Annotated in this window: 22 protein-coding genes and 1 tRNA gene; 8 read left to right on the top strand and 15 right to left on the bottom strand. The window is 67.0% G+C overall.

Annotated features, from left to right (window positions below; all coding sequences use genetic code 11):
* Positions 1-8: 8 nt before the first annotated feature.
* From AC0IZJ_RS00325 to AC0IZJ_RS00310, 4 genes are all read right to left on the bottom strand, one after another.
* Positions 9-96: transfer RNA gene (locus AC0IZJ_RS00325), tRNA-Ser, on the bottom strand.
* Positions 97-143: 47 nt separating this feature from the next.
* Positions 144-1439, bottom strand: coding sequence for a serine--tRNA ligase (gene serS / locus AC0IZJ_RS00320; protein WP_471845480.1), 1296 nt, complete (start codon positions 1437-1439; stop codon positions 144-146).
* A 72-nt stretch (positions 1440-1511) separates the two neighbouring features.
* Positions 1512-2489, bottom strand: a complete 978-nt coding sequence (gene ispH, locus AC0IZJ_RS00315) for a 4-hydroxy-3-methylbut-2-enyl diphosphate reductase (protein ID WP_471845478.1) — start codon at positions 2487-2489, stop codon at positions 1512-1514.
* Positions 2489-2932, bottom strand: a complete 444-nt coding sequence (locus tag AC0IZJ_RS00310; protein WP_471845476.1) for an FKBP-type peptidyl-prolyl cis-trans isomerase — start codon at positions 2930-2932, stop codon at positions 2489-2491. The genes ispH and AC0IZJ_RS00310 overlap by 1 nt, the downstream gene beginning before the upstream one ends.
* Positions 2933-2973: 41 nt before the next feature.
* Between AC0IZJ_RS00310 and radC the strand changes: the two genes are divergently transcribed.
* The 3 genes from radC (at position 2974) to AC0IZJ_RS00295 (ending at position 5108) form a co-directional block, all read left to right on the top strand.
* Positions 2974-3648, top strand: a complete 675-nt coding sequence (gene radC / locus AC0IZJ_RS00305) for a RadC family protein (RefSeq protein ID WP_471845474.1) — start codon at positions 2974-2976, stop codon at positions 3646-3648.
* The gene (locus tag AC0IZJ_RS00300; RefSeq protein ID WP_471845473.1) at positions 3645-4289 is read left to right on the top strand and encodes a Smr/MutS family protein; all 645 of its coding nucleotides are present in this window, start codon (positions 3645-3647) and stop codon (positions 4287-4289) included. The genes radC and AC0IZJ_RS00300 overlap by 4 nt, the downstream gene beginning before the upstream one ends.
* 165 nt (positions 4290-4454) lie before the next feature.
* Complete coding sequence (locus AC0IZJ_RS00295; protein WP_471845471.1) at positions 4455-5108, top strand: hypothetical protein; 654 nt, start codon at positions 4455-4457, stop codon at positions 5106-5108.
* On the opposite strand, the gene AC0IZJ_RS00290 is transcribed toward AC0IZJ_RS00295, so the two are convergent.
* The 3 genes from AC0IZJ_RS00290 to AC0IZJ_RS00280 are packed head-to-tail and all read right to left on the bottom strand — an operon-like array spanning position 5105 to position 7050.
* On the bottom strand, positions 5105-5491 hold the full coding sequence (locus tag AC0IZJ_RS00290; protein WP_471845469.1) for a group II truncated hemoglobin: 387 nt from the start codon (positions 5489-5491) through the stop codon (positions 5105-5107). The genes AC0IZJ_RS00295 and AC0IZJ_RS00290 overlap by 4 nt on opposite strands.
* On the bottom strand, positions 5484-6281 hold the full coding sequence (locus tag AC0IZJ_RS00285; protein WP_471845467.1) for a MinD/ParA family protein: 798 nt from the start codon (positions 6279-6281) through the stop codon (positions 5484-5486). The genes AC0IZJ_RS00290 and AC0IZJ_RS00285 overlap by 8 nt, the downstream gene beginning before the upstream one ends.
* A 58-nt stretch (positions 6282-6339) precedes the next feature.
* Positions 6340-7050 (bottom strand): GGDEF domain-containing protein, encoded by a 711-nt coding sequence (locus tag AC0IZJ_RS00280; RefSeq protein WP_471845465.1) that lies wholly within the window; start codon positions 7048-7050, stop codon positions 6340-6342.
* A 239-nt stretch (positions 7051-7289) separates the two neighbouring features.
* Here AC0IZJ_RS00280 and AC0IZJ_RS00275 point away from each other — a divergent pair, with 239 nt between their 5' ends.
* From AC0IZJ_RS00275 to AC0IZJ_RS00265, 3 genes are read left to right on the top strand one after another with little or no spacing between them, the layout of a single operon-like run.
* Positions 7290-8141 (top strand): CheR family methyltransferase, encoded by an 852-nt coding sequence (locus tag AC0IZJ_RS00275; protein ID WP_471845463.1) that lies wholly within the window; start codon positions 7290-7292, stop codon positions 8139-8141.
* A gap of 2 nt (positions 8142-8143) precedes the next feature.
* Positions 8144-8809, top strand: a complete 666-nt coding sequence (cheD, locus tag AC0IZJ_RS00270; RefSeq protein ID WP_471845461.1) for a chemoreceptor glutamine deamidase CheD — start codon at positions 8144-8146, stop codon at positions 8807-8809.
* A gap of 11 nt (positions 8810-8820) precedes the next feature.
* Positions 8821-9909, top strand: a complete 1089-nt coding sequence (locus tag AC0IZJ_RS00265; RefSeq protein WP_471845459.1) for a protein-glutamate methylesterase/protein-glutamine glutaminase — start codon at positions 8821-8823, stop codon at positions 9907-9909.
* A gap of 3 nt (positions 9910-9912) precedes the next feature.
* Here AC0IZJ_RS00265 and AC0IZJ_RS00260 read toward each other — a convergent pair whose 3' ends face one another.
* Positions 9913-10182, bottom strand: a complete 270-nt coding sequence (locus AC0IZJ_RS00260; RefSeq protein WP_471845457.1) for a hypothetical protein — start codon at positions 10180-10182, stop codon at positions 9913-9915.
* A 91-nt stretch (positions 10183-10273) separates the two neighbouring features.
* Between AC0IZJ_RS00260 and AC0IZJ_RS00255 the strand changes: the two genes are divergently transcribed.
* On the top strand, positions 10274-11203 hold the full coding sequence (locus tag AC0IZJ_RS00255; RefSeq protein ID WP_471845455.1) for a LysR substrate-binding domain-containing protein: 930 nt from the start codon (positions 10274-10276) through the stop codon (positions 11201-11203).
* Here AC0IZJ_RS00255 and hemW read toward each other — a convergent pair.
* The 5 genes from hemW to AC0IZJ_RS00230 form a co-directional block, all read right to left on the bottom strand.
* Positions 11175-12359, bottom strand: coding sequence for a radical SAM family heme chaperone HemW (gene hemW, locus AC0IZJ_RS00250; protein ID WP_471845453.1), 1185 nt, complete (start codon positions 12357-12359; stop codon positions 11175-11177). The two genes, AC0IZJ_RS00255 and hemW, sit on opposite strands and share 29 nt — an antisense overlap.
* A 163-nt stretch (positions 12360-12522) precedes the next feature.
* Positions 12523-13128: an RdgB/HAM1 family non-canonical purine NTP pyrophosphatase gene (gene rdgB / locus AC0IZJ_RS00245; protein ID WP_471845451.1), complete on the bottom strand. Its 606-nt coding sequence runs from the start codon at positions 13126-13128 to the stop codon at positions 12523-12525.
* Positions 13125-13847 (bottom strand): ribonuclease PH, encoded by a 723-nt coding sequence (gene rph / locus AC0IZJ_RS00240; RefSeq protein ID WP_471845449.1) that lies wholly within the window; start codon positions 13845-13847, stop codon positions 13125-13127. Before rph ends, rdgB begins: the two co-directional genes overlap by 4 nt.
* Before the next feature lie 13 nt (positions 13848-13860).
* The gene (locus AC0IZJ_RS00235) at positions 13861-14769 is read right to left on the bottom strand and encodes a PP2C family protein-serine/threonine phosphatase (protein ID WP_471845447.1); all 909 of its coding nucleotides are present in this window, start codon (positions 14767-14769) and stop codon (positions 13861-13863) included.
* Complete coding sequence (locus AC0IZJ_RS00230) at positions 14766-15734, bottom strand: serine/threonine protein kinase (RefSeq protein ID WP_348012661.1); 969 nt, start codon at positions 15732-15734, stop codon at positions 14766-14768. The genes AC0IZJ_RS00235 and AC0IZJ_RS00230 overlap by 4 nt, the downstream gene beginning before the upstream one ends.
* A 46-nt stretch (positions 15735-15780) precedes the next feature.
* Between AC0IZJ_RS00230 and AC0IZJ_RS00225 the strand changes: the two genes are divergently transcribed.
* Positions 15781-16695 carry a YicC/YloC family endoribonuclease gene (locus AC0IZJ_RS00225; RefSeq protein ID WP_471845445.1) on the top strand — a complete coding sequence of 305 codons (915 nt, stop codon included), beginning with the start codon at positions 15781-15783 and terminating at the stop codon, positions 16693-16695.
* Positions 16696-16841: 146 nt separating this feature from the next.
* Here the strand turns inward: AC0IZJ_RS00225 and AC0IZJ_RS00220 are convergent, their stop codons facing one another.
* Positions 16842-17759 carry an alpha/beta hydrolase gene (locus AC0IZJ_RS00220; RefSeq protein ID WP_471845443.1) on the bottom strand — a complete coding sequence of 306 codons (918 nt, stop codon included), beginning with the start codon at positions 17757-17759 and terminating at the stop codon, positions 16842-16844.
* 25 nt (positions 17760-17784) lie between these two features.
* Positions 17785-20409, bottom strand: a complete 2625-nt coding sequence (locus tag AC0IZJ_RS00215) for a glycoside hydrolase family 3 C-terminal domain-containing protein (protein ID WP_471845441.1) — start codon at positions 20407-20409, stop codon at positions 17785-17787.
* Positions 20410-20412: the final 3 nt, after the last annotated feature.

The following is a 20412-nucleotide window of genomic DNA, read 5'->3' as shown; positions in this document are numbered from 1 at the left end:
GTACTTCTTGGAGGAGAGGGGGGGATTCGAACCCCCGAGACGTTACCGTCCGCCTGATTTCGAGTCAGGTACATTCAACCACTCTGCCACCTCTCCGAATCTGGTGCGAGCTGAGCCTAGCATTATAGCCAGGCTTTTTCGGCTCAACCGCGCAGCGTGTCGACGCCGCCCAGATAGGGCCGCAGCGTTTCTGGCACCGTGATGCTGCCGTCCGCGTTCTGGTAGTTCTCAAGAATCGCCACCAGCGTGCGGCCGACGGCCAGCCCCGAGCCGTTGAGCGTGTGCACGAACTCGTTCTTGCCCTGCGCGTTCTTGAAGCGCGCCTGCATGCGGCGGGCCTGGAAGGCGCCCATGTTCGAGCAGGAGCTGATCTCGCGGAAGGTGTTCTGCCCCGGCAGCCACACCTCCAGGTCATAGGTCTTGGTCGAGCCGAAGCCCATGTCGCCACTGCACAGCAGCACGGTGCGGTAAGGCAGGCCGAGCTTCTGAAGAACGGCCTCGGCGTGGCCGGTCATCTCTTCCAGCGCGGCCATGCTGTTGTCGGGATGCTCGATGCGCACCATCTCGACCTTGTCAAACTGATGCTGGCGGATCAGGCCGCGCGTGTCGCGTCCGGCGGAGCCGGCTTCCGAGCGGAAGCAGGGGCTGTGCGCCGTCAGCTTGACGGGCAGATCCTCGGGCTTCAGCACACTCTCGCGCACGGTGTTGGTCAGCGAGATTTCCGAGGTGGAGATCAGGTACTGCTCGACCTGCTCCTCGTCGCCGCCACGGAGCACCCAGAACATGTCTTCCTTGAACTTGGGCAGCTGGCCGGTGCCCTCAAGAATCTCGCGGTTGACGATGTAGGGCGTGTAGCACTCGGTGTAGCCATGCTCCGTCGTCTGAACGTCGAGCATGAACTGCGCGAGGGCGCGGTGAAGGCGGGCAGCGGGGCCTTTCAGGAAGGCGAAGCGCGAGCCCGAGAGGCGTGCGCCCATCTCGAAGTCCAGCCCCAGCGGGGCGCCGAGGTCGACGTGGTCCTTCACGTCGAAGTCGAAAGCGCGCGGGCTGCCCCAGCGGCGCACTTCCACGTTGCCGTGCTCGTCCGCACCTACCGGCACGCTCGCGTCGGGCAGGTTGGGCACGCCCATCAGCATCTGGTTCAGCTCGACCTGGATGGTGTCCAGGCGCTCGGCGCCGGCCTTCAGCTCATCGGCAATGCCGCCGACCTCGGCCATCAGCGCCGAGGCGTCTTCGCCCTTGCCCTTGGCCATGCCGATCTGCTTGGACAGCGCGTTGCGACGCGCTTGCAGTTCCTCGGTGCGCGTCTGCACCGAACGGCGCTCGCCTTCAAGCGCCTTGAAGCGCTCCACGTCGAGGAAGGGTTGCGGGGTCTTGCGCGCATTCAGGCGCTCGATGACGGCGTCGAGGTCCTTGCGCAGCTGGGTGATGTCGAGCATGGATGTCTTTCAGAAACTGGATACGAAAGCGGCGCCGAAGTCAGGCGCCGCCGGAAACTGGAAGCACCGGCGTCAGGATCGCGAGGAACTCACCTCGGCCATGGACTTGTCGCCCAGACCCATCGGCAGCGGGAAGCGCACATGCTCTTCCACGCCGGGCAGGCTGCGCACGGTGGTGGCACCCAGGGCGCGCAGGCGGTCGATGACGGCCTGCACCAGCACGTCGGGCGCCGACGCACCTGCCGTCAGGCCCACGCGGGCACGGCCGTCCAGCCACTCGGCCTTCAGGTCCTCGGCTGCATCGACCATGTAGCCGGGCGTGCCCAGCCGCTCGGCCAGTTCACGCAGGCGGTTGCTGTTGGAACTGGTGGGGCTGCCGACGACGATGACGACGTCGACCTGCGGCGCCAGCACCTTGACGGCATCCTGGCGGTTCTGCGTGGCGTAGCAGATGTCCTGCTTCTTGGGCTCACGCACCTGCGGGAAGACACGCTTCACCTCGGCCAGGATGGCGGCGGCGTCATCCACGCTCAGCGTCGTCTGCGTGACAACGGCGAGCTTGCTCTGGTCCTTGACCTTCACGCCAGCCACGTCCTCGACGTCTTCGACCAGGAAGATGCCCTCGGACAGCTGGCCCATCGTGCCCTCGACCTCGGGGTGGCCCTTGTGGCCGATCATGATGAATTCGTAGCCTTCGCGGTGCAGCTTGGCCACCTCGACGTGGACCTTGGTGACCAGCGGGCAGGTCGCGTCGAAGACGTTGAAGCCGCGCACGGCGGCCTCGCGGCGCACCTCCTGGCTGACGCCATGAGCGCTGAACACCAGCGTGGCGCCGGGTGGCACCTCGGCCAGGTCCTCGATAAAGATGGCGCCACGCGACTTCAGGTCGTTGACGACGTAGGTGTTGTGGACGATCTCGTGGCGCACGTAGATCGGCGAGCCAAACTTGACGAGGGCGCGCTCGACGATCTCGATGGCCCGGTCCACACCGGCGCAAAAGCCACGCGGCTCGGCCAGCAGGACTTCTTGCGGATGCACGACAGCATTCATCACAGCACCCCGATCACTTGGACTTCGAAACTGACCGGCTGGCCGGCGAGCGGATGGTTGAAGTCGAACAGCAGCGCTTCGTCGCCCAACTCGCGCACGACGCCGGCATAGCCGCCCTGCCCGTCCGGGCCGGGGAACTGCACGACGTCGCCGACGTTGTAGACCTCGTCCGGGTCACCCAGCTGGCGCAGCAAGGTGAGCTTCACGCGTTGCAGCATCTCCGGGTTGCGCTCGCCGAAAGCTTCGCCGGGCGCCAGCGTGAAGCGCTCGTGAGCGCCTTCGGGCAGGCCGATGAGGCGCGCCTCGATGGCGGGCGACAGCTGGCCGGCACCGATCGACAGCGTGGCAGGCTTGTCGTCGAAGGTGTTGACAATGTCGGCGCCGTCCGGGCCCGAGAGCCGGTAATGCAGCGTGAGGAAGGAGCCGGCCTGGATGGGGTTCATTCGAGAGAGGTAGGGAAGCGCTTGGCTAGACTGCCGATTTTATGCCGCTGACCCACCTGCCCCCCGATGCCCGCCCGCGCGAGAAGCTGCTCGCCCGCGGTCCGCAGGCATTGGCGGACGCGGAGCTGTTGGCGCTGCTGCTGCGCACCGGCATCCAGGGCACCAGCGTGCTGCAGCTCGCGCAGCAGATGCTGGACCGCTTTGGCGGCTGGGCCGGGCTGCTCGCGACCAGCGTGCAGGACCTCGGCACAGTCAAGGGCCTCGGGCCGGCCAAGCGCGCGGAGATCGCCGCCGTGCTGGAGATTGCGCGGCGCTCGCTGAACCAGCGGCTGGTCGAGAAGCCGGCGATGAATGATGTGGATACGGTCAAGACCTATCTGCGCTTGCGGCTCGGCGGGCTGGGACAGGAGGTGTTTGCGGTGCTCTTCCTTGACGCTCAGCTGAAGCTGATCGCGATGGAGACGCTGTTCCACGGCTCGCTGAGCCACACGACGGTGCACCCCAGGGAAGTCGTCAAGCGCGCGCTGGCGCTGGGCGCAGGCGCGGCCATCCTGGCGCACAACCATCCCAGCGGCGTGGCCGAGCCGTCGCGTGCCGACGAACTGCTGACCCGGCACCTCAGCCAGGCACTGGCGCTGGTGGACGTGCGCGTGGTCGACCATTTCATCGTCGGCGCGGGCGAGGTCGTCTCCTTCGCCGAGCGAGGTCTGCTGTGAGCAAATTGGTACGCAGCTTCGCCGACCTCAAGCCGCTGGCGCGCGAGTTGGCCATCGCGCGGCTCGCGGCCGAGCAGGAGCGCGAGCGGCTGGCGGCAGCGCTGCGGCTGGCCGATCAGGAGCGTCGCGTTTTCGAGCTGACCGTCGGCCCGATCACGCCGCTGCGCCACGTCGAGCGGGTGCTGCACGACCTCGAGCCCCCGCCTCCTGAGCCGCGCCAGCGCGAGGCCGACGAGCGGGCCGTGCTGCTGCAGGCGCTGTCGGACGACATCGACGTCGACACGCTGCTGGACACCGACGAGAGCCTGAGCTTCCGCCGCGAGGGCATCTCCGTTGAGGTGGTGCGCAAGCTCCGCCGTGGCCACTGGGCCTTGCAGGGCCAGCTCGACCTGCACGGCCTGCGCCGTGAAGGCGCCCGGGAGGCGCTGAGCCAGTTCATCCACGAGAGCAACCGGCGCGGCCTGCGCTGCGTGCGCGTGGTGCATGGCAAGGGCCACGGCTCGCCCGGCCGCGAGCCCGTGCTCAAGGGCCGCGTGCGCCGCTGGCTGGTGCAGAAGAACGAGGTGCTGGCCTTCGTGCAGGCGCGCGGCAGCGACGGCGGTGCCGGCGCCCTCATCGTGTTGTTGGCCGGGACGGCCTGACACACCGCTGACGTGAACTGATGCCGCGCTGTCGCGTCGCGCGGCAGACACGCGATGGGATGGAAGGGCTGGCGCCATTGACCGGCCACGTTAGGCCGGAGTAGCCTGGGTTCCAAGCCGCCGCAAGCGCGGCCCTGGTTTCCCAACCGCAGCAGAGGAGAGCCCATGAACCTGTCCCACGCCTATTCCGACCGTGCGCCGCAACCCAAAAGCTACCTGGGCGTCAGCCTGGTCGTCGCCATTCATGTGGCGGCGATCTACGCATTCAGTGCCGGGCTGATCCACCCGCCAACTGAGCGAAAGGAAGCCATCCATCTGCTGCCGCCCATCGACGAAAAGCGGCTGGAACCCGAACGCCCCAAGGAGCCCACGCTCAAGGCGGACAAGCCCAGCACCATCCAGGTTCCGATTCCCGACGTACCGACCATCCCCTGGCAGGAAGCCCCGGTTATCAAGGGTGAGCCGCTGGACAAGGGGCAGCCGCCGCTCATCACCGGTGGCAGCACGGGTGGCACGGGCGGCACCGCCATCTCGACGCAGCCGCCGGCCGAAACGCTCGTGCGCACCGCCGGCGCCGTCTGCTCCGTCATGCCCAAGCCCGAGCTGCCCGCCCTCAACTGGAGTGGGGAAGCCGTGCTGCAGGTGATGGCGACGGTGCGCGGCGGCCGCGTCGTCGGCAGCGATTTCCGCGTCGCGCAAGGCGCGCTGGACAGCAAGACCCGGCGCTCGCTGCAGCGCTCGGTGGAATCAGCGCTGTCCGGCTATCAATGCCAGGGCGACGCGGTGTTCCAGCAGGACTTCGCCTTCCGCCTCGATTAAACGTTGCGCATCCAGTCGGCCGTTCCTGAGAAGGACTCGGCCAGCCGGGCCTGCAGGGCCGGGTCCACCCCGGTCTCCTGCATGGCCTGGCCCATGCAGGCCAGCCACTCGTCCCGCTCGGCGATGCCGATGCGAAACGGCATGTGCCGCGCCTTCAGACGCGGGTGGCCAAAGCGGCTGATGTAGTGGTCGGGCCCGCCCAGCCAGCCACACAGAAACCAGAACAGCTTGTCGCGCGCCGACGCCAGCGTGTCGCCATGCGCCGCGCGCAGTCGCGCGTAAGCTGGCTCCAGCTCCATCAAATCGTAGAAGCGGTCGACGAGTTCGCGAACGCGCGCCTCGCCGCCCATCCACTCGAAGGCGGTGGTGGGAGTTTCAGCCAAGGAGCTTGGAGGCAAGTGCCTTGATGGCTTGCGCAGCGTCGCAGCCGGGGTAGTGCTCGAGCATCAACTGGCGCTTCAGCACCGCCTGGCGCACGGCCTGGTCGGACCTGACTTCACCGAAGAGTTCAAGCCGGAAGGTCTGGCCCGGGGTCGGCCCGACGAAGCGATGAAGCACCTGCTGCAACTGGCCGCAGATCAACTTGCCCTCACCCACACGGTTGGCCTGGTTGACGACCAGGCCCACATGGCGGCGGTCCTGCTGGGTGGCCAGCACCTTGATGGTGGCGTAGGCGTCGGTCAGCGACGTGGGTTCGGGTGTGGCGACGACGAGCACGTCGGTGGCCAGCGAAATCGCGAAAAGCACGACGTCGGAGATGCCGGCACCGGTGTCCAGCAGCACCCAGTCAAAGCGCGGTTTGACGAGGTCGATGATGTGCAGCAGCTTGTCGCGCACCTCGGGCGTCAGGCGCGAGTACTCGACCATGCCGGAGCCGGCCAGCAGCACCGAGAAGCCGCCGGGTGCGGGCAGGATGGCCTGCTCCAACGTGGCCTTCTCGGTGAAGACATCGTGCAGCGTCAGCTTGGGGTGCAGGTTCAGCACCACGTCGAGGTTGGCGAGGCCGAGGTCGGCGTCCAGCACCAGCACCTTCTCGCCGCGCGCGGCCAGCGCCGCTGCGAGGTTGGCGGTGATGAAGGTCTTGCCCACGCCGCCCTTGCCGCTGGTGACGGCAAGCGTGCGTGCGCCGGATCGCGTCGGACGCGGAGCAGCAGGATCAATGGTTGAGGTCATATGAAAACCTTCGTGCTTCGCACTGCGGTGCGAGCCCCTTCGGGCGGCCGTGCAGGTCTCATGGCAGGTCCTGTTGCGTGTCGAGGTTCAGGGAGGCGAACAACATGCCCTTTTCTTCGGCGCTGACCAGGGAATCGATCTGGGGTTCAAGACAGGCGCGGTTGCGGCCTTCGGCCTTGGCGCGGTAAAGCTGGCGGTCGGCCCGCTCCGTCCACAGCAGCGGCGACGAACGCACCCACTGCGGGGCAAACGCGCCGCCCAGGCTGACGGTGACGTTGAGCATCTGGCCGGGTGCGACTTCGATGCCGAGTTCGGAGACGCGCTCGCGCACGCGCTCGGCGACGGCCAGGCCCACATGCGTGGCGCAGTTAGGCAGGATGATGGCGAACTCTTCGCCGCCCACGCGGGCGACGAGATCCATCGGCCTGACGGTCTGTTCGACGGCGCGGGCGACGGCGCGAATGACCTGATCACCCGCGCCATGGCCGTGGGTGTCGTTGACGGCCTTGAAGTGGTCGATGTCGAGCATCAGCAGCAGGGCAGCTTCGCCCGCACGCGCCACGCGGTCGACCTCTCGGGCCAGGGCCATCTCGAAGCTGCGGCGGTTGACGAGGCCGGTCAGCGCATCCCTGCTGGAGAGGTCGCAGAGCGCGTCCAGCACAGCCTGCAGCCAGCCCGCACTCAGCGGCGCTTCGTCCGGAAGCAATGCCCCGGCCTGCCGCAGCAGTTGCAGGGCTTGGTCCAGATCGAGCGCCTGGGCGTCGATCAAAGTGGGAGCGGGGAGGCGGTGTTCCAAAGGCTGGCGGTGTAGCGAGCGGATGGGGGATTGTGGTTTCGGGTCAGTCTAGCAGCGGCATCCCCTGGGCCAGGTCGTGAAACAGGCACGTTCCTGGGACCTGTTTGCACTATGCTGGGTCGAGACAGGCCCGTACAAACAGGCCTGCAATGCAGAATCGGCACGCCAACGCCAGTCCTGCTGCGAGCACCAACAAATCTGATCCTCGAGACATGCCCGCACCCGACCTCGCCCCCGGCAACGACTCTCCTGATCATGAGTTCAGCTTCAGCAAGGCCGACTTTGACCGGGTACGAGAGCTGATCTACAAGCATGCCGGCATCAGCCTGCATGAGGGCAAGCATGCGATGGTCTACAGCCGGCTGTCGCGGCGGCTGCGCGAGACGGGACACAAAAGCTTCGGCAGCTATCTGCAATGGCTCGAGGCCTCCACGGGCCCATCCGGTGCCGCCGAGTGGCAGGAGTTCGTCAACTGCCTGACGACCAACCTGACCTCGTTCTTCCGTGAGGAGCATCACTTCCACGCGCTGAAGGATGACCTCAAGCCCTACGTCGGCAAGCAGGTTCGCATCTGGTGCTGCGCGGCGTCCACCGGCGAGGAGCCCTACTCCATCCTGATGACCTGCAGCGAGGCGCTTGGCGCCGGCGCATCGGTGCAACTGGTGTCCAGCGACATCGACACCAATGTGCTGGCCGCTGCCAAGCGTGGTGTCTACAACGCCGACTCGCGCGGCCTGGATGCGAACCGGCTGAAGACCTATTTCATGCGCGGCACTGGGGCCAACTCCGGCAAGATCCGCATCAAGCCCGAACTGCAGCGCTGGGTGGAGTTCCGCTCGCTGAACCTGATGGATACGCAGTGGCAGCTGGGTGACCCCTTTCACATGGTGTTCTGCCGCAACGTGATGATTTATTTCGACGCACCCACGCAGCGCAAGGTGCTGGAGCGCATTCATCGTGTGATGCGCCCGGGCGGCCTGCTTTTCGTGGGCCACTCGGAGAACTTCACCGAAGCGCGCGACCTGTTCAAGCTGCGGGGCAAAACCATCTACGAACGGGTCTGATCATGAGCACGCCTCTCGCTTCAGCACCCACCATCGGCCTCGGCAACCCGGTCGCGGTGGCAAAGGTCAACCAGCTCAAGGCCCAGCCGCGCAAGCAGGGCGAGGCCTCGTTCTTCTTTTACGACGCCCACTTCAAGAACGCAGCCGTCAAGATCCTGCCGGGCGAGTATTTCGTTGACAACGAGGACCTGCTCGTCATGACGACGCTGGGCTCCTGCATCGCCGCCTGCCTGTGGGACCGCGTGGCCAGGGTCGGCGGCATGAACCACTTCATGCTGCCCGAGGGCAATGGCGACTCCGGCCGCTACGGATCCTTCGCGATGGAACTGCTGATCAACGAGATGATGAAGCGCGGCGCCAGCAAGTCGCGCATGGAAGCCAAGATCTTCGGTGGCGGCGCCGTCATTTCGGGCATGAGCACGCTCAACGTCGGCGAGCGCAACACCAACTTCGTCATCGACTTCCTGAAGCTGGAACGCATTCCCATCGTGTCAAAAGACGTGATGGACGTGTACCCGCGCAAGGTCTGCTTCCTGCCTGCGAGCGGCAAGGCCATGGTCAAGCGCCTGGCAGCCACCAACACCGATGCCCTCGTCCAGCAGGACAGGGCCGCCATCCAGAAGGTGCAGCCCGTCGCCAGCAGCGGCGGCTCCATCGATTTGTTCTGAGGAGGCCGACGATGGCCAAGACCAAGGTCGTGGTGGTGGACGATTCGGCGCTGGTGCGCTCCATCCTGACCGAAATCATCAATCGCCAGCCCGACATGGAATGCATAGGCGCGGCGGCAGACCCGCTGCTGGCGCGCGAGATGATCCGCACCCTCAACCCGGACGTCATCACGCTGGACGTCGAGATGCCGCGCATGGACGGGCTGGATTTCCTGTCGCGCCTGATGCGGCTGCGGCCCATGCCCGTCGTCATGGTGTCCACGCTGACCGAGCGCGGCGCCGAGGTGACGCTGAAGGCGCTGGAACTGGGCGCGGTGGACTTCGTCGCCAAGCCCAAGATCGGCGTGGCCGACGGCATCAAGCTGCTGGCCCAGGACATCACCGACAAGATCCGCATCGCCGCCAAGGCCTACATCCGCCGGGCCCCGCCGCCGCCAGTGGCCGGCGCCCCGGCAGCCGCGCCGGTCAAGGCCGTCACCATGGCCAGCCTCGGCCGCGCCTCGACCGAGAAGCTCATCTTCATCGGCGCCTCCACCGGTGGCACAGAGGCGACCAAGGATGTGCTCGTGAACCTGCCGGCCGACAGCCCGGCAGTCGTCATCACCCAGCACATGCCCCCCGGCTTCACGCGCAGTTACGCAGCGCGGCTGGACGGCCTGTGCAAGATCCGCGTGAAGGAAGCGCAGGATGGCGAGCGCATCCTCCCCGGCCACGGCTACATCGCGCCCGGCGGCATGCACCTGACCGTTGAGCGCAGCGGCGCCAACTACATCGCCCGCGTGCAGGACGGCGAGCCCATCAACCGCCACAAACCGTCGGTCGAGGCGCTGTTCCTGTCGGCCGCCAAGGTCGTGGGCCCGAACGCCATCGGCATCATGCTGACCGGCATGGGGGCCGACGGCGCCAAGGCGATGAAGGTCATGAAGGACGCCGGCTCGTACAACTACTGCCAGGACGAAGCGAGCTGCGTCGTCTTTGGCATGCCGCGCGAAGCCATCGCGGCCGGCGCGGCCGACGAGGTGCTGCCGCTGAACCAGATCGCCACGAAAGTGCTGGAACGGCTGCGTGCGACGTCGGGCATCTCGCTCAATCGGGTCTGACGCTCAGCGCTGAGCCAGCCTCTGCTGAGCGCTGTTGCGTTCCGGCTGCGGCACAGGCTTGAAGCCGTCAAGCTGCTTGGCCGTCGCCAAGGGCACGTAGAGCGCCGGCTTCGGCGGCCCGGCCTTGGCGACCACGACGACGCGATACGAACGGTCGGCACGGGCTTCCTTCAGGTCGGCGTTCGAGTCGGTCAATGCCGGCGAGGCCGTTGCCACCAACACGAGGGCGGCGGCCAATGAGGACAAAGTGATCCAGCGGTACAGCGAGTTCATGGTGGCTCCTTGTTGTTCTGGTTATCCTAAGAAGCCAAGGAGCGCATTCAAAGCGCTCGTTTCTGCACTGATTGGTTGATCTGGCTTACCAATGGCATCGCTTGACCGTTTTCCTCTCCACTACCTCGCCGCCTTTCGCGCCGCCGCCCAGACGGAAAACCTGCGGGCAGCGGCAGAGACCCTGCACCTCACCCACAGCGCCGTCAGCCAGCAGATCCGCGGCCTTGAGACGCAGCTGGGCTTCGAGCTGTTCACCCGCCAGGGCCGGCGCCTGACGCTCAACCCGGCCGGGCAGGCGCTGCAGCGCGCCGTGATCAAGCTGTTCGCGGAACTGCAGGCCGGCTTGCTGGCCGCCGCCCAGGCGCACGGCAGCGCGGCGCAGACCTTGCGCGTGACCGCCCTGCCTTCGTTCGCCCAACGCTGGCTGCTGCCCAGGCTACCGAACTGGCAGGCCCTTCAGCCCTGCATCACTTTGGACCTGCATGCCTCTCAGCAGGTGGTGGACCTGGAACGCGAGGGCTTCCACATCGGCCTGCGCGTCGGCCGCGGCCCGTGGCCGGGCCTCGTCAGCGAGCCGCTTTTCCACTCGCCTCACATCGTTGTCGCTGCCCCTGTGCTGGGGCAGCGGCTGGTGGGCGTACCGCCCGAGGTGCTGGCCCTGCAGCCGCTGCTGGGCGACACGGACCTGTGGCGGCAATGGTTCACCGAGGCCGGCCACAGCGGCACCTTGGCGGCGCCCGTTGCGACCTTCAACGACGCCGCGCTGCTGATCCAGGCGGCGGAGCAGGGCATGGGCGTGGCGTTGACGCGCGAGCTCTTCGCGGCCGACGCGCTGCTGGACGGGCGCCTGGTGCGCGTGTCCGGCCGGGCCACCGACGAAGACACCACGCGCGACTACCAGGTCGTCTACCCCGAGGCGCTGCGCGAAGACCCCGCGGTGCGCACCTTCTGCGACTGGCTGCATGCCGAAGTGACGGCCGTGCAGCAACGGCTCAAAGAAACAGCTGCTGCAGATCGCTGAGAAAGTCGAAGCCGTGCTCGGTGGGCTGGATGCGCGCCGGGTCGGCCGTCAGCAGCCCGCGGCCACGTGCCGTCGCCAGGGCGCTCGCGATGCTCGACGGCGGCAGGCCGGTGCGTTCCAGAAACTGCGTCAGCGTGACGCCTTCCTTCAGCCGCAGCGCGTTCAGCATGAACTCGAAAGGCAGCTCCTTGCGCGCCACCTCGTTCTCATTGCTGACCTTGTTGGCCTGCGACATGAAGGCCGCCGGCTCGCGCCAGCGCACCTGGCGCAGCACGCGATGCGGGAAGCTCAACTTGCTGTGCGCCCCGGCGCCAATGCCGAGGTAGTCGCCGAACTGCCAGTAGTTGAGGTTGTGCGCACAGCGATGGCCTTCGCGCGCAAAGGCCGAGACCTCATAACGCGCCAGGCCTGCGGCACCGGTCTTCTCGGTGATGAGGTCCAGCATGTCGCTGGCCAGGTCGGCGTCGGGCAAGTGCTGGGGCGTGCGCGTCGCGAACACCGTGTTGGGCTCGATGGTCAGGTGGTAGATGGACAGGTGCGGCGGCTTGAAGCTCAGCGCCGTGTCGATCTCGCGGGCCAGATCGTCCAGCGTCTGGCCGGGCAGCGCGTACATCAGGTCGAGGTTGAAGGTCTCGAAGGCGCCCGCCGCCTCGGCCAGGGCCTCGCGCGCCTGGCCTGCGCTGTGCACGCGGCCGAGCGCCTTGAGCTGCGCATCGTCAAAGCTCTGCACGCCGATCGACAGGCGTGTGACGCCGGCTTGGCGAAAGCCTGCGAAGCGCTCGCGCTCAAAGGTGCCGGGGTTGGCCTCCAGCGTGATCTCGCAACCCGCGTCCAGCGGCAGCCGGGCGCGGATGTCAGAGATGAGCTGGGCAATCTGCTCGGGGTTGAACAGGCTGGGCGTACCGCCGCCGATGAAGATGCTGACGACTGGCCGGCCCCAGATCAGCGGCAGCGCGGCTTCGAGATCGGCACGCAGCGCGGCGAGGTAGGCCTCGGCCGTGTCTGTGGCCAGCGCGCCGTCCTTGACCTCATGCGAGTTGAAGTCGCAGTAGGGGCATTTGCGCAGGCACCAGGGCAGGTGAACGTAGAGCGCGAGCGGGGGCAGCGCGGGCAGTTGCAGCGTGCCCGGGCGCATCAGGTGGATGACGTCAGCCATCAGAAGCTGTGGACGGGTCCGGCGCGCCCGAGCGGGGCGTCCAGGGTGCGCCAATCCAGGCGCAAAGCACAGCCATAGCTCAGGCTATGGCGAGCATTTGCAACGCCGAGTGGCGAAGCCTGGGCGGCACGAGCGGGTGTGCAGGATTCGTTCACAGCTTCTTCTAGCCGAGGCGCCAAACCTCGCGGAACTGCTGGATCAGCTGTGCGGCGGCCAATGCGCGATGGCTGTGCTGGTTCTTGAGCTCGGCACCGAGGCTCGCGACTGTCCGGCCCAGGGCGGGAATGTGCATCAGCGGGTCATAACCGAAGCCGCCCTCGCCGCTCGGTGCGGCGAGGATCTCGCCGGCCCAACGGCCCATCGCGATCAGCGGCTCGGGGTCGTCAGCGCTGCGCACGGCCACCAGCGCGCAGACGAAACGGGCGCGACGGTCTTCAATCGCGGCCATCTCTCGCAGCAGGTGCTCGTTGTTCGCGGCGTCGCTTTTCTCGCCGCCGGCATCCATCGCATAGCGCGCCGACCGAACGCCGGGCGCGCCATGGAGCGCGTCCACGCTCAGGCCCGAGTCATCGGCCAGCGCCGGCAGGCCGCTCAACTTCGCCGCATGGCGGGCCTTGGTGAGCGCGTTCTCGGCAAAGGTGTCGAAGGGCTCCTCAGCCTCTGGAATGCCCAGGCTGCCCTGGTTCACCAGTTCGATGCCGAGCGGCGCGAACAGGGCCTGCAGCTCGACGAGCTTCTTGGCGTTGTTGGAGGCGAGGACGAGTTTCATGCAGCCTTCTGCAGCACGATCAGTTCGCGGATGCCCTTGTCAGCAAGGTCCAGCAGCGCGTTCATTTCATCGCGCGTGAACACGACGCCTTCGGCCGTGCCCTGAAGTTCCACGAAGCCGCCGCTGCCGGTCATGACGACATTCATGTCGGTGTCGCAGGCCGAGTCCTCCGTGTATTCGAGGTCGAGCAGCGGCACGCCGTCGACGATGCCGACGGAAATGGCGGCTACCGAATCCTTGATGGGCGAGCGCGACAGCTTGCTGCTGGCAAGCAGTGTGTTGACGGCGTCCTGCGCCGCGATGAAGGCGCCGGTGATGGCTGCGGTGCGCGTGCCGCCGTCGGCCTGCAGCACGTCGCAGTCCAGCGTGATGGTGCGCTCGCCCAGCGCCGCCAGGTCGAACACCGCGCGCAGCGAGCGGCCGATGAGGCGCTGGATCTCCTGCGTGCGGCCGCTCTGCTTGCCCTTGGCGGCCTCGCGATCGCTGCGGGTGTGGGTGGCGCGCGGCAGCATGCCGTACTCGGCCGTCACCCAGCCCTCGCCCGAGCCGCGCTTGTGCGGCGGCACACGTTCTTCGACCGAGGCCGTGCAGAGCACACGAGTGGCGCCGAACTCGATGAGCACCGAACCCTCGGCATGCACCGTGAAACTGCGGGTGATGCGCACCGGGCGCAACTCATTGGCAGCGCGGCCTGCGCTGCGCGTGAAAGTCTTGGTCATGGGGAGTGGAGAGTTAGCGGCGGTTCAAGCCGCGGCCGGATTGGCGAATGACTTCATTGATCTCGCGCACCGAGCGTTCGATTTCCTCGTCGTCCATGCCGGCGACCAGATCGGCATCGAGCGCGCCCTGGATGGTGGAGGCGAAGCCGGAATTGCCGAGGTTCTGGGTCGTGTCGCCGGCCGGGTCGCCCTCGCCTTCCCATTCGACAGCCAGCACGGTGACGTTGTCGCTGCGGGCGCCGCCCACACGCAACGCCTGCTCGACGAGGTCGGGCACAGCCTCTGAGATGGCCTGGTCGGCGACGCGCTGGACGATGTCGTGGTCTTCGACGCTGCCCCACAGGCCGTCGGAGCACAGCAGAAAGCGGTCCGACGGCTCCATGATCAGGGGGCCCTGGCAGTCCACCATGGGTTTGCCGGGGCTGCCCAGGCAGGTGAAGAGCACGTTGCGATTGAAGGGCTCGGCGCCGCGGGCGACACGGCCAAGTGCCTCCTGCAGCTCGGAATAGGAGTGGTCGCGCGTACGGGCGATAAGCTTGCTGCCGCGCACGAGGTACAGGCGCGAGTCGCCGCAATGCGCCCACCAGGCCTGGTTGCCCTGGATGATGCAGGCGACGAGGGTGGTGCGCGGTGTGTCGGACAGGCCCTTGCTCTGCGCGTAGCGCAGCAGCTGGTGGTGAGCGATGACGATGGTTTCTTGCAGGAAGCGCTGCGGGTCGTCGAGCACCGGCCGGGCGTCCTGCTGGAACAGCGCGGCCAGCGTCTGCAGGGCGATCTGCGCCGCGACCTCGCCCTCCGGATGACCACCCATGCCGTCGGCCAGCGCAAACAGGCCGGCCTCCCGCGTGAAGCAATAGCCCATGCGGTCTTCATTGGTCTCGCGGCCGCCACGGCGGCTGACTTGGAAGACGCTGAATCTCACGCCTTGGCCCCAGACTTCAAGTTCTCAAGTTGCAGTTTCAGCCGTTCGCTGAAGGACAGCTTGGTGTAGCGTCTTTCCGTCTCGCGGGCGAGTTCTTTCTGCAGCGCGAACACGCTTTGCGGACGCGACAGCGGGTCCAGCGCCATGCACCACTCGGTCACTTCGAGCAGGTTGTCGGAGTAGACATTGCGCAGCCGCGACAGGCTCAGGTTCAGGCGGTCCTTCTCCAGGCGCTGCGGCGCGTCGTTGGGCGGGTAGCCCTGCATGCAGGCGTAGATGCAGGCGCCGATCGCGTAGATGTCGGTCCAGGGGCCCAGCGAGCCATCGCGGCGGTACATCTCGGGCGCCGCAAAGCCGGGCGTGTACATCGGCCGGATGAAGTTGCCTTCCTTGCTCAGCACTTCGCGCGCGGCGCCGAAGTCCAGCAGCACGGCCTTGTTGTCATTCGTGATGAAGATGTTGGCCGGCTTGATGTCCAGGTGCAGCATCTTGTGCTGATGGACGATGCGCAGGCCGCGCAGGATCTCGTCGAAGAGGCTGCGGATGGTGGACTCGCGGAAGACCTTGTCGCGCTTCATGTCGCGCGCGGTGACGATGAAATCCTGCAGCGTGTCGCCCTGCAGGTAGTTCATGACCATGTAGACGGTCTCGTTCTCGCGCAGGAAGTTCAGCACCGAGACGACGCTCGGGTGCGAGATCTGCGCCAGCGAGCGGCCTTCCTCGAAGAAACTCTTCAGGCCCAGCCGGTACAGCGGCTGTTTCTCGGGTTTGACGCGCGGCGTCAGCTCACCCGGAGAACGCTCGGCCAGCGACGAGGGCAGATATTCCTTCAGCGCAACGAGGTGGTGGTCCGGGTCTTCGGCGAGATAAACCACCCCGAAACCGCCCGCCGCCAGTCGCTTGATGATCTGGTAGCCCCCAACCACCGTGCCCGCTGGCAATGGCGCCGGCTTCGGCTTGGACATAATCGCGCTTGATCTCTTGTTAACTGTCTGTTCTTACGAGTGCGAAATGCCAGTCTACAGCATGACCGGGTATGCCAATTCCCTGGCGCAACCCCCTAAAGCCGAGGACGGCAGCAGCTCCACGCAAGCCTCCGTCAGCGTCGAATTGCGGTCGGTCAACGGCCGGTTTCTTGACCTTTCCATGCGCATGCCCGAAGAGCTGCGCGGCCTTGAGCCACAGTTGCGCGAGCTGGTCAGCGCCCGCTTCAAGCGCGGCAAGATCGAGCTGCGAATCAACACACAGCGCGAGGCCGACGGCGCCTGGCCGCAACCCCAGCCCGAGCAGCTCAACCGCCTGGCCAGCCTGGAGGCCAAGGTGCGCACCTGGCTGCCGCAGGCAGGGCCGCTCTCAGTCCAGGAAGCGCTGAACCTGTGCAAGAGTGGTGGTGCCGCGCCGGTGCAGCTTGACGGTGCCACGCTGGAGGCTGCCAAGGCCTGCGTCGAGGGCCTGGCCGAATCGCGCGAGCGCGAGGGCGAGAAGCTGGTGGCCATCCTCAGCGAGCGCATCAAGCGGCTGGGCGAGTTGGCCAGCGAGGCGGAACCGCTCCTGCCCGCCGTCGTCGCCCGCCAGCAGCAGCGCTTTCTGGAACGCTGGCAGGAGGCGCTGACCGCCACGGGCGCGGCAGGCACCGTGCCCAAGGAAGCGCTGCAGGAGCGTGCGCTGAACGAGGCGGCAGCCTTTGCCATCCGCATCGATGTGGCGGAGGAACTGGCGCGGCTGCGTGCGCACCTTGAAGAACTGAGCCGGCTGCTGAAGAAAGGCGGCGAGCTCGGCAAGCGACTCGACTTTCTGATCCAGGAACTGCACCGGGAGGCCAATACGCTGGGTTCCAAGTCTGCGGCCCTGGAATTGACGAATATCTCCGTCGAAATGAAGGTCGCCATCGAGCAGATGCGCGAGCAGGTTCAGAACATTGAGTAGGTTTTCTGGGCGCCTTGGACGCCTAGAAAAACCCGGTGACTGACTGAGCGGTAAGGGTTTCTTGGCCCAGTCCGTCCCGGGGGTCGCAGAAGGTTCTTCAGGCTGCAGCGTTTTTTGGCGCTTTCAGGCGCGAAGACATCCTTTAATTAGGGCTTGGCTTTAAGAAAGCCGTTCACGTCCAGCCAGTGGTGGAACACCGGGAACCAGCCGTTGGCGGTGTTGCCCGGGTAGCCCAGGCCGAAACCGTGGCCGCCGTTCTGGTAGAGGTGGAACTCGACCGGCTTGCCGGCATCGAACCAGGATTTCACGACGCCGAACTGGCCCTTGAACAGGAAGTCGTCGGCCGCGATGACGTTGAACATCGGCGGCGCATCCTTGGGCACGTCGACCGGGCCCATGCCGCCGTAGATCGGGGCGATGAAGGCGAGCTTCATGGTCTTGGAGTTCAGCGTGCTGTGCATCGTCAGGCCCGCGCCGGCCGAGAAACCCATCATGCCCAGGCGCTTGGTATCGACGCCCCACTCCTTGGCACGCGAGTGGATCAGCGCGTAGGCGGCTTCCGCGTCGGCGAGCTGGTTGTCGAGGCTGGGCATGGCCGGTCGGGGAGCGCCTGGGGCGTCGTTCAACGAGGAAAACATGCGGTCCATGGACTGCTTGAATGCGTCCACCGAATCCGGCGTCGGGTGCAACCGGTACTTGAGCACGAAGGCGGCGATGCCCTTGTCGGCCAGGGCCTGGGCGACCTTCCAGCCCTCGTTGTTGATGGACAGCCAGCGGAAGCCGCCGCCCGGCGCGACCAGCACCGCCGTGCCGTTGCCCTTGCCCGGTGCGGGCAGATAGGGCGTCAGCGTGGCTGTGGTGACGTTGCGCACCATCGGCTCGCCCCACTGCTTGAACCAGCTCTCGGAAGCCGGCTGGTTGTTGACGCCGCCGGTGCCCAGCTTGATGGCATTCGGCTCGGCAATAGCGGCGAGCGGGTAGATGGTGCCGTCCTGGGCGAAGGCGCCGGCTGTGGTGGCGAGCAGGACGGCAAACAGGGAAGCACGCAGTGATTTCATGGTCATGAACGATTCGGTTTGAAAGAGGTGATCAGCGCGGCAGGGTCAGCGGCCGGGCGAGTGAGAAAGTGGCGCTTTCAGCCGGCGCGCCGGTGTCGGGTTGGCCCCCGCCGACGCTGATGCGGTAGCTGCCGGGCATGACTTGGCGCACGCCGTCGCGGTCGACGAAGCTGAGGTCTCGGGCGTCGAGGCGCCAGCTCAACTCGCGCCGCTCGCCGGCCTTCAAGTGCAGACGCTGGAAGCCGCGCAGCGCCAGCTTCGGGGCGCCCTCGAAGCGCGGCGGGGTGAGGTAGAGCTGCGCCACTTCGTCACCATCGCGTGCGCTGGTGTTGGTGATGGCGGTGCGCACGACGAGGCTCGGAGCTGCCTTGCCGTCATCCAGCACCTCCGCCTTCACCGGTTCGTAGCGAAAGGTCGAGTAGCTCAGGCCGTGGCCGAAGGGGTAGACCACCGGCTTGTCGAAGAAGCGGTAGGTGCGGCCCGCCATGCGGTAGTCGTCGAAGGGCGGCAGGTCGCTCGCGCTCTTGTAGAACGTGACCGGCAGGCGCCCGGCCGGGTTGGCCGCGCCGGCCAGGACCTGTGCAATCGCCTGGCCACCGCCCTCCCCTGGGTACCACGCCTGCATGACGGCCGCCGCGTTGGCGTGCGCCCACGACAGGTCGATGGCGCTGCCGCTCAGGTTCACCACCACCACCGGCTTGCCGAGCTTGGCCACTTCCAGCAGGTAGGCGCGCTGGTCGGCCGGCAGGTCGAGCTTGGTGCGGTCGCCACCGCTGAAGCCGTCGATCTTGACGGGCATCTCCTCACCTTCGAGGTCAGAGGTCAGGCCGAGGACGGCGACCAGCACATCGGCATTCGCTGCGGCGGCGCGCAGGTCCGGCACCGGCTGGCGCGACACACGCTTCCAGATCATGCCGGGCGGGGCGCTGACGCCGGACTCCGTCTCGAATTGCAGCGGATAGCGCTCGCCCTTCTTCAGGTCCACCTGCGTCAGCGCGACAGGCTCGGCCCAGCGCGTGGGCTTCCTGGCCAGCACGACGTCGCGGCCGGCGATGCGCACGTGGCCCTTGATGCCCGCCAACCCAAGCCGGTAGCTGCCCGTCTCGGGCGCGACCAAGGCGCCCGTCCAGACGGTTCGAACCGTCGTGCCGACCTCGGTGAACTCCTGCGGGCGCGATTCGATCTGCGCGACGGCATGACTTCCCACGGGCTGGGCCTCGAAGCGGCGCTTGCCCATGTCGTTCGGCGAGCCGGCCTGAAGCTTGAAATAGCTGGCCTTCAAGCCGGCGCTGCCGTCAGGCCCGACGAAAACCTCGCGCGGCACCGGGTCGCCGTCGGTGATGGACGGGCTGAAGGGCACGAGTTGCACCTGCGCCGGCGTGAACTGCTGGCGCAGGCCCTCGTAGACAGTCAGCGTGGGCCCGGTGTTGCCCGACGAATAGTTGCCTCGCATCACACGTCGTGCGTCCGCCAGCGGGCCCACGACCGCGATGCGCGCCGAGGCCTTCAGCGGCAAGGCGCCGTCGTTCTTCAGCAGCACCAGGCTTTCGACGGCCGAGCGCAACGCGAGCGCGCGGTGGTCTGGCGAATTGATGGCGCTCCCGGCGGGGAACTGGCGCTCGGCCAGCCCAGGCAGGTCGCCAGCGCGGATGCGGGCCGAGAACAGGCGCACGAGGGCCGTGTCGATGTCGGCCTGGCGGATGTAGCCACGCTTCAGCGCTTCCTTGTAGGGCTCTCCGAGACCGGGCTTGTGCGCCAGCGTCGCGCCGTTGCACTCGTTGTCCACGCCGGCCTTGAGCGCCGCGGCGGCGCCGGCTGCGGCATCGACTGCGTACTTGTGGTTGACGCTGATGTCGACCACTGCATCGCAGTCCGACACCACATAGCCTTTGAACTTCCAGTCCTCGCGCAGCGTCTTCACCAGCAGCGTGTTGCTGGCGCAGGCGGGCTCGCCGTTGACGCGGTTGTAGGCGCACATGATGGAGCCGGCCTGGGCATCGACCATGGCCGCGCGGAAGGCGGGGAGGTAGGTGTCTTCCAGGTCTTGCGCGGACACCCACACGTCCACCGAATGCCGCGTGGACTCCGGCCCGCTGTGCACGGCGAAGTGCTTAGGCGCGGCGGTGACCAGGGGCCGCGCGGAGTCGGGCCCCTGCATGCCGCGCACGTAGGCCTTGCCGAGCTCGGCGGTGAGGAACGGGTCCTCGCCGTAGGTCTCCTGGCCGCGACCCCAGCGAGGGTCGCGGAAGATGTTGATGTTGGGCGACCAGGTGTTCAGCGCACCGCCGATGCGGTTCGGGTTGGGCTTGTGGCGGCCCAGCGCGTAGACAGCCTGCACCTCGGTGCTGATGCTGGCGGCCACGTCCTGCATCAGCTTGTCGTTGAAGCTTGCGGCCAGGCCGACGGGTTGCGGGAAGTTGGTGGTGGCGCCCGGGCCGAAGGCGCCGTGCAGCGACTCGGTCCACCAGTTGTATGCGGGGATGTTCAGGCGCGGGATGGCCGGTGCGCCGTTGAGCAGTTGCTCGACCTTCTCGTCGAGCGTGAGCTTTGAAACGAGCTGGCGGGCCTGGGTATCAGCATCGGTGGCATCGGCGGCATGCACCATGCCGCTGAACGCCATGGCGAGCGCGAGGCAGGCGGTGGGGAGGGACTTCAAAAA

Source organism: Roseateles sp. AC306 (assembly GCF_979253795.1).
This window is presented reverse-complemented; position numbering and strand designations above follow the sequence as displayed.